This window comes from Flagellimonas meridianipacifica (assembly GCF_003001695.1).
GTDB classification, from domain to species: Bacteria; Bacteroidota; Bacteroidia; order Flavobacteriales; family Flavobacteriaceae; genus Flagellimonas; species Flagellimonas meridianipacifica.
In genome coordinates, this window is sequence record NZ_PVYX01000001.1 from 556,472 (window position 1) to 572,761 (window position 16,290).

Here is a 16,290-nt window from a genome sequence, read left to right on the forward strand (position 1 = left end):
TCTATTTGGCGAAGTAGATATAAATTCCAATTACAATCAAACAGATAATTGCGCCTGCTTGCTTCACATACCTAAAAGGTGTTATTTCCACTTGTTCCGTATACTTCTGGACAAAAGGTTCTTTGCGAGGATAGAACTTCCCAATAAGGAGCATGATTCCCGCATTCAACAAGAACAAAATTGCCATTACATGCAGAAAATGCGGGTACGCATCAGCTTCCACAATACGGAGAGCGGCTTCGTCCGTAATTCCCAAAGCTTTGGCATCTTCCACTGCTTTCCCCACCAAACTCGGGCCAATGATAAACTGACTCAAAATGTAGAGTCCGGAACCAAGGAATATGGCAATTTTTGCCGCAATGGCAGGCACTCGTTTTGTGAGATAACCCACTACAATTATGGTCAATATGGGGATGTTGTAAATACCATTTATCTCTTGAAGATAGTTGAACAAGCTTCCAGCATTCGCAATCAACGGAGCAATAAACATGGCAGCCAAGGCTAAACATACCCCAAATATCTTCCCATACTTTACCACGGTTACTTCGGGGGCCTCTTTGTTTATGTGCTGCTTGTAGATATCTATACCAAATAAGGTCACGGAACTATTGAGCACGCTATTGAAAGAACTCAAAATAGCCCCAAACAAAACTGCTGCAAAAAAACCAACCAAATAATCTGGCAATACCTCTCCTACAAGGGCGGGATAAGCCAAATCGCTCGAAGCCAATCCTCCCTCAAAATAGTGATAGGCAATCATACCGGGCAGAACCAATATGACAGGACCCAAAATCTTGAGAAAAGATGCCAAGAGCAATCCCTTTTGTCCTTCTGCCAAATTCTTGGCTCCAAGTGCACGCTGTATAATCTGTTGGTTTGTACCCCAATAAAACAGCTGGACCAGCATCATTCCCGTAAAGATGGTAGAAAAAGGCACTTCTTGTCCATGTTCACCAGTTGAATCAAAACGTTCTGGATTTGTAGACATCAAAGTCTCCAATCCATCAAGAGCACTTCCATCCCCAATGGCTATCAAACCAAAAATCGGGATAAGTACTCCCCCTATTATCAATCCAATTGCATTGATACTATCCGATACGGCTACAGCTTTCAAACCTCCAAAAACAGCGTAAATAGATCCGATGATTCCAATTCCCCAAATACAGATTACCAGAGCGGTAGAGTCAGAAACGTTCAAAAGCTCGGGTACTTTGAACATGCCACTTATTGCCACGGAACCTGAGTAAAGGATGACTGGCAACAAAACCACCACATATCCGGTCAAGAATAAACCTGAAGTAATGGTTTTGGTAGACACATCAAACCTGTCCGCTAAAAATTGTGGAACAGTTGTCAAGCCTCCTTTCAGATATCTCGGCAGCAAAAAGATTGCCGCGATTACCATAGCAATTGCGGCCAAAGTTTCCCATGCCATAACGGATAGGCCGTCTTTGTACGCACTACCGTTAAGCCCAACAATCTGTTCCGTGGACAGATTTGTGAGCAATAAGGACCCTGCAATAACTCCTGCCGTTAAACTTCTTCCTCCCAAAAAATAACCATCCGAAGATTTTTCATCCGTAGAGCGGGTTGCCAGATATGCGATTATCCCTACTAAAGAGGTAAAACCCAGGAATGATAGAATGCCCAACATGTTTGTTTGGTTAAATTGGTTAATACTTTATAAATATATTGGTTTATTTAATAAGGATATACCAATTTGTCATACCCAACTTTACAGAATCAACAATTTCTATGTTTTTGTTCTTTTTCAAACATTAACGATTCCCCTTTTTCTGTTCTTGGGGGAATGTCTATATTTCACCCTATTTTGTTTTCATGGGAAGATTTTGTTGTTTTTTATGCCTAATGGGGATTTTGTTTTCGGGGTGCAAACAAAAACAGGAAAAGGAAAAACTCTTCAAAAAAAGAAGCGCTTCGGAGACCGGAGTTTCTTTCAAAAATCAATTGACTGACACTCCCGAGCTCAATATCCTGACCTATTTGTATTTCTACAACGGTGCAGGAGTGGCCGCCGGGGATTTTAACAACGATGGGCTACCGGATTTATATTTTACGTCAAATCAAGAGTCTGACCGTCTTTATTTGAACAATGGAAACCTTAATTTCACTGATATTACAGAAGCTTCCGGCATTGATAATTCGGATGAATGGACCACAGGGGTTACCCAAGTTGATATAAACAACGACGGTTGGTTGGATATTTATGTCTGTAAGGTGGGGAACTACCAAACCTTAAAGGGCAAAAATCTGTTGTATGTGAATCAAGGGGCAGATAACAAGGGGATTCCCACCTTCAAAGAAGAAGCAGATAAGTATAACCTTGATTTCTCGGGATTCTCTACCCAAGCTGCTTTTTTTGACTACGATTTGGATGGTGATTTGGATATGTATCTCCTCAATCATTCAGTAAAACCAAACCGGACCTATGGTAAAGGAAGCAAGCGTAAACAAATCGATTCTCTATCCGGAGATATCCTTTTCAGAAATGATGATGGAAAGTTCATGGATGTATCCCAAGAAGCAGGCATTTTTCAGGGATCTATTGGTTATGGTTTAGGTATCGGGATTAGTGATGTCAATAATGACGGTTATCCAGATGTTTATATTGGAAATGATTTTTTTGAAAATGATTATTTCTATTTCAATCAAGGGAATGGTACTTTCAAGGAAACCATTTCTTCCAACGAAAAAGTATTAGGCCATACCTCCCATTTTTCCATGGGGAATACCATAGCTGATATTAACAATGATGGATGGACAGACATTATCTCTTTAGATATGCTCCCAGAAAACTTGGAAACCTATAAAACTTCGGGTCTGGAATATGCTTTTCCAACATATGACCAATATTTAAGGAATGGATTTGCTCCTCAATACATGCAAAACACACTGCATTTGAACAGAAAGGGGCAAACTTTCAATGAAATTGCCCACATGAGCGGAGTGGCTGCCACAGAGTGGTCCTGGGGTGCCTTGTTTGCCGATTTTGACAATGACGGTCATAAAGACCTTTTTGTTTCAAATGGGATTAAAGGAGCTACCAATGACATGGATTTCATCAGCTTCATTGCCAATGAAAAAATCCAAAAGGCCATAGAGAGCGGTATGACACAAAAGGAGATGAGCTTTATTGGTGAACTTCCAGAAAAAAAAGTGCCCAACTATTTCTTTAAAAATAATGGAGATTTGACTTTCAGTGACGTGACCAACACTTGGAGTGAAAGTGAAGATTCATTTAGCCATGGTTGTGCCTATGTCGATTTGGATAATGATGGAGATTTGGATGTTGTGGTGAACAATGTCAATGAAGAAGCCTACATTTTGGAAAATACCCAGAAGGACAATAATCGTTCTCTCTCCTTATCGTTCGAAGGAACTACAAAAAACAGATTTGGTGTTGGGGTAAAGGTCAAGGCTTACATAAAAGGGTCTACGTTGGTTGGAGAAAGCTTTCCCACAAAAGGGTATCTCTCGTCAACGACCAATACGATTCATTTAGGTTTGGGCAAAGATTCAATTCTTGATTCTTTACAGGTCATATGGCCTTCAAAAAGGTTTCAAACCTTGAAAGAAGTCTCCGTAGGAAAGCTTACTCTTAAGTATGAAGATGCCCTTGATTCGATTGCTTCGCTGAAGCACAAGTCTTTTAATTTTTTCAAACCAGTAGAAGGGTTGATTCCTTTTGCCCATGATGAAAAACCCACTGTGGAGTTCAACGTAGATCCATTAATCCCATTTGCCAATACGAACAACGGGCCAAGTGTTTCCGTAGCAGATATAAATCAAGATGGGTTGGATGATGTTTTCATTTCTGGGGCCAAAGCTCAAGCATCTGCCCTCTTTGTTCAGAACAAGGAAGGTGGCTTTACCCAACTGCAAGATGAGTTGTTCGCCCAAGATGCATTTAATGAAGATGTTGCTCATACCTTTTTCGATGCTAATGGTGATGGTTTCAAAGATTTAGTGGTTGTCAGTGCAGGGAACGAATTTAAATCCTCAAGTAGAATTCAACCTAGACTCTATTTGAATAAAAATGGAAGGTTTGTGAAAGACTCTTTAGCTTTTAAAGGAGTTGAACTAAATGCCTCCAAAGTCTTGGCTGTGGATTTTGATAATGATGGGGACATGGACCTCACAATTACTTCAGACCAAAAGCCCCGACAATTTGGAATTGAAGACCGTCAATATCTATTTCAAAATGATGGTTCAGGTAACTTTGAGGATGTTACCTCTGTTTTTTCAAAAGAATTCGAACAAGTTGGAAATGTAAAAGATGCTTCATGGATTGATTTGGACGGCAATGGGTATACAGATTTGATAGTGGTCGGGCATTGGATGCCTGTTACCATCTTTTTAAACAACGGAAAAGAATTGACCCTTGCATCAGGAGATAATTTGGAAAATTCCCATGGCCTTTGGAACTCTTTAATTGTTGATGATTTTGATGGTGATGGGGACATGGACTTAGTGGTAGGCAATTGGGGATTGAACAGCAAGTTAAAGGCTTCTTTGGAAAGACCTCTTACCTTGTACAGTAAAGATTTTGACACCAATGGGTCCGTAGAACCATTGGTTACCTATTATCACGGCACTAAAGAAACTCCATTTGCTTCAAAAGATGAGTTGGTAAAACAACTGCCATTTCTCAATAAAGATTTTCTTTCCTATAAAAGCTTTGCCAAAGCGTCTTTGGAAGACCTCTTTGGAGAACAAAACTTAGATAGCGCCATTAAGAAAGAGGTATATGAACTAGCCAGCTGTTATTTTGAAAACACCGGCAATCTGCAATTCATAAAAAAACAACTTCCCAACATCGCCCAAATATCAACCGTCAATGATATGCTTGCAGATGACTTTGACCGTGATGGTGTAAAAGACTTACTCTTGGTAGGGAACAACTATGAAATTAGTACACAATTGGGAAGAATGGATGCCTCCCATGGTATTATTTTAAGTTTCAAGGATAATGGGCCCAAGTGGAACAAAAACATCCCAATCGACATTTCAGGGCCCGCCAGAAGTATTGAAAAAGCAACCATTAATAACAAAGAGCATTATATTATTGGCATCAACAATTCCAAACCCTTGTTCTTAGAGAGAATTATAAATGAATAGAATCTGTATTAGCATAGTAGCCGGATTGCTTATCGCAAGCTGTGGTAAAAAGGAAGGAGAACTCTTTAAGAATCCTTCTTCGGAACAAACGGGAATTACATTCACGAATTCACTTGAAGAATCCGATGCCCTCAATATTTTGGATTATCTCTATTTCTACAACGGAGGAGGGGTAGCGATAGGGGATATCAACAATGACGACTTGCCCGATATTTTCTTTTCCGGGAACAGGGTGAAGAATAAACTCTATCTAAACAAAGGCGATTTGACTTTTGAAGATATTTCGGAAAAAGCAGGCGTCGAAGGAAAAAGCGATTGGAACACAGGAACTGTTATGGCCGATGTGAACGGAGATGGTCTTTTGGACATCTATGTTTGCGCGGTTGTGGGTATCAATGGTTTTGAAGGTTATAATGAATTGTTTATCAATAATGGTGATAATACCTTTACTGAAAGTGCATCCAAATATGGACTTGATTTCGATTCCTACAGCTCCTCTGCCGTTTTTTTTGATTATGATTTGGATGGAGATTTGGATTTGTACCTTCTAAATCATGCGGTTCACACCCAAGAGTCTTTTGGAAGGGTTGACCTTCGGTATGAAAGAAACTATGAAACCGGCGATAAGCTCATGCGAAATGATGGCGATACCTTTACCGAGGTCAGTGAAGATGCAGGGATATTTGGAGGGATAAATGGTTATGGGCTTGGTATTTCGGTATCTGACTTCAATCAGGACGGGTATCCTGACCTATATATTGGAAATGATTTCCACGAAGACGACTACTACTACATCAACAATGGAGATGGAACCTTTACCGAAAGCCTAAGAGACTATTTTGGCCATACCAGTCGCTTCTCCATGGGCAGTGATGTAGCAGATATCAATCACGATGGCCTGCCAGACCTATTATCACTGGATATGTTACCTGAAGATGAGATTCCACTTAAATCCTCTGAAGGTGATGATAACATTCAGATTCAGCGATTGCGTGTGGAGCGATTTGGCTATCATTATCAGTTCACACGAAATATGCTATATGTCAATCAGCCTTCGGGGAACTACCTTGAAACTGCCTTATTGAGTGGCATTGCTGCAACGGATTGGAGCTGGAGTGCACTTTTTGGAGACTATGATCAGGACGGAGAGCAAGATGTGTTTGTCTCAAACGGAATACCAAAACGGCCCAATGATTTGGATTACATCCGCTTTGTTTCCAATGAACAAATTCAGAAAAAGCTAGACAACACCAAGTTAGTGGACCAACAAGCCCTAAACCTTATGCCGTCAGGAGCGGTCAACAACGCTGTTTTTAGAGGGGCAGAGGGATTAAAATTCCAGAACAAGTCCAAGGAATGGATAACACAGGACACCTTGGTTTCTGGAGCAACTGCTTATGCAGATTTAGACAACGATGGTGACCTTGACTTAGTCACCAATAACATCAATACAGAAGCGACCCTTTACATCAACAAGACAAATTCCAAATCCAATTACTTAAAACTAAAATTAAGATTTGAGGGAAGGAATCCTTTTGGAATTGGTTCCAAGGTGTATTCGTACCACAAAGGAACTTTACAGTTTAAAGAGCTTTTCCCAAATAGGGGATTTCAGTCCAGTTCACAGCCCATTGTCCATTTTGGCTATGGTCAAGCTCAAAAAGTGGATTCATTAAAAATCGTTTGGCCCGATAAAACCCATCAAATGCTTAGGGATGTTGATGTAAATCAAACCCTAAAAGTGGTCAAAAAAGACACCAAACCTTTTGAGTACAACAAAAAACTAAAAACGAAACCCTTATTTGAGGAAATAGATTCCAATTTGGGTATCGATTTTGAACACAAGGAAGATAACCATATTGATTTCAACCGAGAAAAGTTGATTCCATATCGTGTTTCGGATAGAGGCCCCGCAATGGCATTGGGTGACCTTAACAACGATAATAAAACGGATATTTTCTTGGGTAGTTCTAAATTCTCCCCTTCGAAGGTTTACTTTCAAACAGACAGCAGTTTTATTGAGCAAAAGTTTGCTGAAATCCTCAAAGATTCGATTCGTGAAGATATTACTGCGCTTATCAATGACTTTAATGGAGATGGAAAAAACGACCTCATTATAGGTGCTGGAGGAGCAGATTTTTCTGGAAAAGCCAGGCCCTTACTAAATGTGCTGTTTGTTCAAAAAGATTCTCTTTTTGAAACTGTCAATTTACCTGAGTTGTTTGATAACACCTCAACGATAAAAGCAAATGATTTTGATAACGACGGTGATTTGGATTTGTTTGTTGGAAGCCACGTGGTATCCTCAAAATTTGGAGAAATCCCAAATTCCTACCTTTTAGAAAACACTGAAAACGGCTTTGTTGTTTCGGAAGGAAATCTTTTTGAAAAGGTTGGAATGGTAACGGATGCTTCGTGGAGCGATTTTGATTCCGATGGTAAAGATGATTTAATACTTGTTGGGGAGTGGATGCAACCTAAATTCTTTAAAAACACATCCAATGGCTTTCAAGAAGTATCCTTGCTTGAAGCGGAAAAAACATTAAATGGTCTATGGAGAGGCATTCACCCTTTTGATATCGATAATGACGGGGACATGGATTATTTATTGGGCAACTGGGGAACCAACTCCAAATTTAAGGCAGACTCTAATGCTCCCATGCAAATGTACTTCTCTGATTTTGATGAAAACGGCACAACAGAAACCATAGTAACCACACAGAAAAATGGAAAACAATTTCCGCTCCTCGGCCTAGATGAATTATCCAGTCAAATAGTTTCACTGAGAAAAACCTTTGTAAGCTACAAAGACTTCGCTGGCAAACCCATTGATGCCCTTTTTGAGAAATCCGTTTTGGACGAAGCATCCATTTTAGAGGTTAACGAGCTTAGATCTGGATATTTAGAGAATAAAGATGGTAAGTTCAATTTTGTTCCCTTTAGGGAAGAACTTCAAGTATCTCCTATAACGGCTTTTGTCTCCCATGACTTTGACGGAGATGGATCGGAAGAGGTATTGGTTGGTGGAAATTATTTCGGGACCACGCCATTTCACGGAAGGTTTGATTCCTTCCCTGGAGCATTGATTTCTTCCAAAAATGACATAATTTTGGGAGATGATTTAGGTTTGGACCTAACCAAAAAATCAGTAAGGCACCTGCATGTCCTTACCGTGGGTGAAAGTGACTATTTATTGGTCACCTTCAACAACGAAAAATCAAAGATGTATAAACTACTCAACTAAAATGTTTAAAATGATACGAAGAATTGGGCTGTTGCTGTTTTTGGCCGTTTTAGTAATTTCTTGCTCACAAAAAAAAGAGGATATTGTCATTTCTCCTGAGGATTTCCATGAATCAGTAGATAGGGTAACTCAAGTAATGATTCATGATATTTTCTCTCCTCCCGTTGCCAGCAGAATTTTTGTTTATCCCAATATCGCAGCTTATGAAATTCTGGCTTCACAAGACAACAAATACCTTTCTTTAGCCAATCAGGTCAGAGAGCTTAGCCCTATTCCCAAACCTGTAGATACTACTTCTCTTAATTATGAATTGGCGGCATTAGTGGCCCATATCGATTTAAACAAGAGACTAATTTTTTCTGAGGAACGAATTGAAACGTATCGGGATAGTCTCTATGCTTTGTGGGAAACCAAGAACCGGGATCAATACGAAGTCTCTAAAAAATATGGTCTCGAAGTAGCTGAGCATATTGCGGAATGGATGAATGGAGACAATTATGCCCAAACACGTACCATGCCCAAGTTTACCGTAGATACCGACAACCCTTCCCGTTGGCAACCTACACCGCCAGCATATATGGCGGGAATAGAACCCCACTGGAGCAAAATCCGTCCTTTTGTAATTGATTCGGCAAGTCAGTTCAAACCCACTCCACCCCCCCCATTTTCTATGGACAAAGATTCAGACTTCTATAAGGAAGTTCAGGAAGTCTATGACATAAGCAACGATATTACAGCTAAAGGAGATGCTTCGGAAGAGGTCCAAATTGCGCAGTTTTGGGATTGCAATCCTTATGTTTCGGTTACCAGAGGGCACTTAATGTTCGCTACAAAAAAAATAACTCCTGGTGCCCATTGGATTGGAATCACCAAAATAGCCAGTCGAAAAAGTAATGCTGATTTACATAAAACGGTTTATGCATACACTAAGGCATCCATTGCTATGGCAGATGCTTTCATAAGCTGCTGGGATGAAAAATATAGAAGCAACTTAATCCGGCCCGAGACCCTTATAAATGAGCATATAGACGAAAATTGGGAACCTATACTTCAGACTCCACCTTTTCCTGAATACACGAGTGGACACAGTGTAGTCTCCGGTGCAGCAGCTGTGGCCCTCACAGACGTGTTTGGTGACAATTTTGCTTTCCATGATGATACCGAAGTGCCTTATGGTTTACCTGTACGCTCTTTTCCTTCATTTAAAGCTGCAGCCGATGAGGCGGCCATCAGTAGAATGTATGGTGGTATCCATTACAGAGCAGCAGTGGAGATAGGTGTAAATCAAGGCCGAAATCTTGGTAAATTCGTAATTGATAATCTGCAAATGACCCAATAGTTTCATTTCAAGTAAGCTATGAAGAAAAAAGCTTTATTTGGATTTGTCGGAACTTTGGTTTTCCTTTTGAGCTGGTATTTGTTTATTAAACCAAGCGACTACATTGTAACCTTCAAAGCCAATACCTTTCCCGGAGCCATAAACCAAACTTTGAAGGTATGGGGAAAAAGCAACTTCTCTGGAAAAATCTTAGAACAAAAGGACTTACTGCATGTAAATCAAAGGTTACAATTCGGAGACTCCGTTGTAGACTATGAATGGACTATTACTCCCATTTCGGATTCTACATCAAGTATAAGAGTTAGCATTACCGATGAAAAAAATAGTCTAAAAAACAGAATTCTCATTCCCTTTACCAATACAATAATCGAAAAACGTTCAAAAAAGAACTTATTGGATTACAGTGCTTTCTTGAATAATCATATTAAAAAGTTCAAAGCAAAGGTTGAAGGTGAAGCTGAACTGCCCCCAAGCTTTTGTGCTTATCTACCTGCAAAAGGAATTCAATCCAAAAAGGCGTTCGATATGATGAGGGATTTCCCTTATTTGAGCAGTTTCATTGAAGAAAATGACTTAAAACTTGTAGGGACACCTTTTGTAGAAATTACAAACTGGAATATCGTAACGGACAGTATTTCATTCAACTTTTGTTATCCGATACAAAAAACAGATTCACTCCCTGAACACCGCGAAATAAAATTCAAGGAATACTCGAGCAGAAAAGCCATTAAGGCTATTTACAAGGGAAACTATAGTACATCTGACCGTGCTTGGTATCGTATTTTGACGTATGCCGAAAAGAATGGAATTGCTGTAGACCCCAATCCTATCGAAGTGTTTTTAGATAATCCTAGTCTTGGAGGTAATGAATTGGAATGGCAGGCTGAGATTTATATGCCTTTAAAGAATGGTGATGAATAGATTGATTGTACTTCTTGGTTTAATCGTTTGTCAAGCATGTGCACAAAAACCCTGGCACGGAAATCTTGATTACTTGGGGAAGCTACCAAATAAACTCAATGAGGTTTCTGGCATAGTGGCTTTGAAGGATAGGAGTCTTTGGGTAATTGAAGACAACGGAAATAAAGACAAGCTATATCAGATAAACCTAAAAGGCAACTTGGTCAGGGAGGTAAAAGTTGAAAATGGCAAAAACCACGATTGGGAGGATATAACCAAAGACCGCTACGATAACATTTACATTGGGGATTTTGGAAACAATGCAAACGATCGAAAAAATCTTACAATTCTCAAAATTGATAAGAAACAAGGATTTGAGGATGGAAAAGTCTCCGCAAAGAAAATAAAGTTTGAGTATCCGGAACAAGAGGAGTTTCCCCCTAAAAAGAAAAATTTGCATTTTGATTGTGAGGCTTTCTTTCACCATGGAAACTCGCTTTACGTGATTACTAAAAACAGAGCTAGGCCGTACACAGGAAAAGCTTTCATTTACAAGATTCCCGATACACCAGGCTCATACAAAGCCAAATTGGTAGGTGACTTCAAGACTTGCACGGACAGCCAGTTTTGTTCGATTACCGGAGCGGACATCTCTCCAGACGGAAAAAAAATTGCACTCTTAGGTTCTGGATTCATTTGGCTTTACACGGACTTTTCTTTTGATGATTTTACTCAAGGAAAACTAAAGGTCATTGATGTTGAGTATAGAACCCAACAGGAGTCCATTTGCTTTTTGGACAACCAAACCTTATTGATTGCCGATGAGCAATCAAAAACCAAGGGGCGTAACTTGTATCGTTTCAAACTTCCTCAAAATTCCGAATGATATATCATTTTCAGATAATAGGTCTCAGCGTATACAAACGGTCGATTGCCTGATAACTTTCAAAATAGATTGCCACGCATTTACTTAGTTCAAGTTATTTCAGGTAATCATGAAAAAAATCAATTCGTTTGTTCTTCTTTGCTTTCTTTTAGTTTCCATTCCACATTTTTCACAAAACTCTTCGGTAGAGGTAAAAACTCTTCTGAAAGACTTTTCGGGAAATGGTTCTATCACCATTGATGCGGAAGGAAAAATCTATATCAACGAATACGGAACTGCTAATTCCGATATCTCTGGAACAGGCAAACATATCTATGTGATATCTCCCGAAGGGAAACCGACCATTTTATCTAAGGAGGTAAGTGGAGCTGTAGGAAATACCCTGGCACCTAATGGAACCTATTATTTCAATAACGGCAACTCCTTTTACAAGAGTGACCTTATGTCATATAAAGATGGTAAGATGAAAAAGATAGCCACCTTAGAAGGATTTTCAGGGGATATTTTGTTGGATAGTCAAAACGACTTCTTTTTGATACCTAGTTACACGCATCCCGTTCTGCGAAAAGTGAGCATGGATGGAATCGTAGAAGACTATATCGAAGATGAAAGGCTCAAAGGTGTGACTGGGATAACCTATGGCGAAAAGAACATCATTTTCGTGAGCAACTTTACCACAGGAAAGATTTATAAAATTGACAATAATCAATCAATAAGCGAACTGGCCACACTTCCTGTAGTTTATCCGGGATATGTAATAGGTTATATCACTTATTTTGAAGGTCATATTTATGGTACGGGATATGGTTCAAATAAAATTTATCAAGTTGACATGAATGGAAAAGTAGAGGTGCTTGCGGGTTCCGGAGAATACAATGAAAAAGACGGCAGTGCTCTAGAAGCTGGATTCATAACCCCGAATGGAATTGAAATTGATGCCAAAAGAAGAAGATTGTACATTTCTCAAAACGGAAATGGGCGTCCCGCCTCGCTTAGATACATTGATTTACCTAAATCGTAAAAAGCCTCTCTCACGGAGTGCTGTTCGCTTTCAAATCAATTAAAATCCAAAACCAAAACCGAATGCAAAACGCATTCCATCTGCACTATTGAACAGTCCAATATTGGCTGATAAAATATCTGCACCATTTATAAAAAATCCAGCTCCATAGGAATTATGCCACTTATCCGAGGAATCCCCTGGAAACCAAACTCTTCCGTAGTCAAATCCACCATAAATTCCCGGTGTTACTGGCAATAGCCCGGTCTGGGAACGTCGGAAACTGTAACGCAAATCCGTATTTTGGAAATAGGCCGACTTACCCGTAAAGCGCTGGAATCTAAAACCTCGCAAACCATTATTCGCCCCTATACTGGCACCTTGATAAAACTCAAAGTCATCACCAAAGTTCACATGGCCTTTTAGGTTAGTGGCCAAGACGAGTCGCCCATCCGATGTAAGCTTGTGTACAAATGCCAAACTTGGAATAATATAGGCAAAAGCCCTATCCGTATCCGTAGCGTTCATGGTATACCCTCCCTGCAGGGTAAAGCTCATCCCCAAAGTTGGAAAAGCTTCATTGTCCGCATTGGAATAGCTATACTCCGCATCAACTCCAAAAAAGTCTTGTTCAGTATCTCTTCCCGCATCAGTAAAAAACCCTTCAATAAAACGCCCTTCCGTTTCTTCTACATCATAATTTTCATAGGAAATCCCTAAGCGTACTTTTGAACCCAATCTACCACGCCAAACCAAGGAAGGCTTAAACTTAATGGTTTGTATCTTAACCCGATTAAAATCAAATTCCAACTCTTCAGTGTCATCATTGTTTTCTGTTTCGTTGCCAAAACCGAAAAAGTTAATGGCAAAGTTTGGACTTGTAAATCTTGCATCAATCTCCAAGTTCACATTTTCAAAAACATGGGCAAACTCACCATTGTATCCTAAATCAAATCCGCTAGTCGCAAAATAAAAACCCCCATCAATGGTATGCCTTTGTGTAAAAGGATTCTGTCTAAATCCATTGAAAGTATAGGTATTGGTCAAACCTAGAATAATACCATCGTCGGGGTTGAAACCAAAGGCAGGCAATAGTTGATTATTACTTGCTTTTACCTTCTCGAAGACGTAGTTGTTCGTATCGTAATCATCTAGTTCATGGGTTTTTCCACTATACGCCTGATCATAGGTGTTTTTCTTGGATTTGAAATCGTACGTGTGGACCTTTCTTGACTTTTCAGCTATTTTATAGACATCGTTATTTTGTCCACCCACTACCCGTATCTTTATTTTGGAATTTGGGGTACTGATATCGAAAACATCCTTATCGTCAAGGCCATAGATCCACACTTCCTTGGTTTGTTCCGGACTATAGGTTTTATTGAAGAACAGGTCTTCTTTCTCGCCTCCTTTTATACGATACACCATGATTTCCAAGTTCCCATTGGGCAAAGAACGTATACTGAAGTAATCGTCCTTGTCCGTTCCGGTAACTACGCTGAATTTATTCAAAACACGATAGTATTCCTTTGCAATCTCTACCAGAGTTTTTTTCCGTGACAATAGATTGCTTTTGATTTTCTGAACCGTCTCGTCCCGCACTTCTTCCGGGAAATTTTGCAAAGCCTTATCAATCACTTCTTCGTCTATCTTTTCTTGGATGTATTTGGCCTGTTTTACCCACATATCCAAATCCGTTTCAGACAAAATGGCCATGTCCAAGGCAAATGTTCGTGGAGACGAGGTGAACCCTTTTACATTTCGGACCTCTTCACCAAAACCTTCAAAAATCTTTAATGCAGGAATCGTCTTGCTCCCAATTCCAAGAATCAATCCATCCCCCCAGATTGAAAAGGCTTGATCTCTATCTCTGGGAATGGGCTTGAAAATTTTTCCCCCATTTGGGTCATCAACCTCCGCCCAACGCCATTGATCTATATGTCTGTCCCAATCCCCAATGAGAATATCGAATAATCTTGCTTTCACATATTCAATTCCATCAAGCTTGTATTTTTCATCCTTACGAAGCTTTTTTATAAGGTCGTAAGTACTTTCAATTTTATTGGAATATCCGAAACTTGACAGATTGCCATGACCGTCGGAAACATGCTCTTCTATCATATACAAACCATCCCCAAATTCATTATTGAAGTCGCCCAAAGTGGATTGCTTTGGAATATAGAATAGTTTAGGGTTGGTATGATAAATTCCTACGGCATCCGATAAATCCCCAATGGTGAATGGGGCATACGGATGAGCAGCGGTATATAAGGACAAGAGAAACTCCTTAGTGTAGGATTCATCGAATTCACCTATAATATATTGTTCTTGGAATGCAATGGCTTGTAAATAGCGCTCTGCACTCTTTCTTAGGCCTCGCATTACAAACTGGCGTCCGTCACTATGCTGTAATCTCAAGGAATTGGATTGATTTCCCCCTCCTTTTCGAACGACCTTTAAACCACCATACAGGGTGTCCAATAAAACGGTAGGGGCCTTAACCTTGGTACCATAATACTTTCTATAGCGCTCACCCCAAAGCCAATTGTGAAAACCGGTTTTTTTAATTTCCTCTTCAGAATACACTGATGCTTCTTTGTATTTAGGAAAGTCTTTCGGGTATTCTTTGGTGTCACCCTTTAAATCTGCAGGCAAGACCTCAGAACTGAACAGGAATTCTTCCGTACCATTCTCTCTTGGACCAAAGTAGTCTACTGCAGATGACCCATCTGCGAAGACTTTCAATACTGCGTACCCCATTCTTCCCGTAGAGAATTTACTGCCATTTCTTAGCTTGGTAGCCCCGGTTTTGGCTCCTGCCCCACTTACGATTTGAGGTATACCCTCTTCCACAACATATTGAAGAGTATGCTCATGACCAGATACAAAAACAACCTTATTCGAAAATTGAGATAAGGTCACAAGTCGATTTTTCAGACGATTGTTCATTTGGTTTGATTGGTCTTCTATAGAAACCCCGGAAGTTTTACGCAAAAAATTGGCAATACTTCCTAAAATGGGAAGCGGCACTTTCCCACTGGTAGGATACAAATGTTGTTTAAAGGAATAATACCCGCCATGGGAGCCGTAGGTAAACATGGGATGATGAATGGCTACAATAATCGTTTTGTCCAGGTTTTTTTTGATTAGACTTTCGTATTCCTCAAAAAACCGTACCCTATCCTTAATTTCACATTCATCATTGATTGTGGGATGTTTGTCCCAATCCACCAAGTACCAATCCGAATCAATGGCAATCACAATGATATTATCACTAATCTCAATCTTTTCGATGGGACATCCATTTTTGGGTTGAAACACTTTTTTACTGCCCAAGGACTCTTTAATGTACTCTTCCTGTCGTTTCAATCCCTTAAGTCCATCACTGTACCAATCATGATTTCCTGGGATAAAAATAGGGTCCCCCTTAAAATCATCAAGCGTTGCGAATTGAGCATCCAAACTATTCTTTGCTTTTTTATAGCCCTCCGGATCATCCTTCTGGTCGGGCATTCCAGCTGGATAAATATTATCTCCCAAAAACAAAGCCGTACTTTCTTTAGGTGCATCCTTAAGTTTGGACTTAAATATCTCAAGTGCTGGATTCAATCCACCCATCGGCGATTTCCCGGCATCACCTATTAAATAGAACGTATGTTCAACCGCTTTTTCACTGGGAACAATACTTTTTTGAAATGGTTCTGCGTATTTTTCTTTGTAGGTGGCACATCCTGTAATCAGAAGTGATAGAATTAACGGTAATGCACGTAGTTTCATAATGC

Annotated in this window: 8 protein-coding genes; 6 read left to right on the forward strand and 2 right to left on the reverse strand. The window is 39.8% G+C overall.

Annotated features, from left to right (window positions below):
• Position 1: 1 nt before the first annotated feature.
• The gene (locus CLV81_RS02415; protein WP_106143466.1) at positions 2 to 1,654 is read right to left on the reverse strand and encodes a solute:sodium symporter family transporter; all 1,653 of its coding nucleotides are present in this window, start codon (positions 1,652 to 1,654) and stop codon (positions 2 to 4) included.
• A 185-nt stretch (positions 1,655 to 1,839) separates the two neighbouring features.
• Here CLV81_RS02415 and CLV81_RS02420 point away from each other — a divergent pair, with 185 nt between their 5' ends.
• From CLV81_RS02420 to CLV81_RS02445, 6 genes are all read left to right on the forward strand, one after another.
• Positions 1,840 to 5,139 (forward strand): VCBS repeat-containing protein, encoded by a 3,300-nt coding sequence (locus CLV81_RS02420; RefSeq protein WP_245911903.1) that lies wholly within the window; start codon positions 1,840 to 1,842, stop codon positions 5,137 to 5,139.
• Complete coding sequence (locus CLV81_RS02425) at positions 5,132 to 8,383, forward strand: VCBS repeat-containing protein (protein ID WP_106143468.1); 3,252 nt, start codon at positions 5,132 to 5,134, stop codon at positions 8,381 to 8,383. The genes CLV81_RS02420 and CLV81_RS02425 overlap by 8 nt, the downstream gene beginning before the upstream one ends.
• A gap of 10 nt (positions 8,384 to 8,393) precedes the next feature.
• Complete coding sequence (locus CLV81_RS02430; RefSeq protein ID WP_106143469.1) at positions 8,394 to 9,722, forward strand: vanadium-dependent haloperoxidase; 1,329 nt, start codon at positions 8,394 to 8,396, stop codon at positions 9,720 to 9,722.
• An 18-nt stretch (positions 9,723 to 9,740) separates the two neighbouring features.
• Positions 9,741 to 10,643, forward strand: a complete 903-nt coding sequence (locus CLV81_RS02435) for a GyrI-like domain-containing protein (protein WP_106143470.1) — start codon at positions 9,741 to 9,743, stop codon at positions 10,641 to 10,643.
• On the forward strand, positions 10,636 to 11,508 hold the full coding sequence (locus tag CLV81_RS02440) for an NHL repeat-containing protein (protein WP_245911905.1): 873 nt from the start codon (positions 10,636 to 10,638) through the stop codon (positions 11,506 to 11,508). Before CLV81_RS02435 ends, CLV81_RS02440 begins: the two co-directional genes overlap by 8 nt.
• A gap of 109 nt (positions 11,509 to 11,617) precedes the next feature.
• Positions 11,618 to 12,529, forward strand: coding sequence for an NHL repeat-containing protein (locus CLV81_RS02445; protein ID WP_106143471.1), 912 nt, complete (start codon positions 11,618 to 11,620; stop codon positions 12,527 to 12,529).
• A gap of 39 nt (positions 12,530 to 12,568) precedes the next feature.
• Here CLV81_RS02445 and CLV81_RS02450 read toward each other — a convergent pair whose 3' ends face one another.
• Entirely contained in the window at positions 12,569 to 16,285 is a 3,717-nt protein-coding gene (locus CLV81_RS02450; RefSeq protein WP_106143472.1) for a BamA/TamA family outer membrane protein, read from the reverse strand.
• Positions 16,286 to 16,290 lie beyond the last annotated feature (5 nt).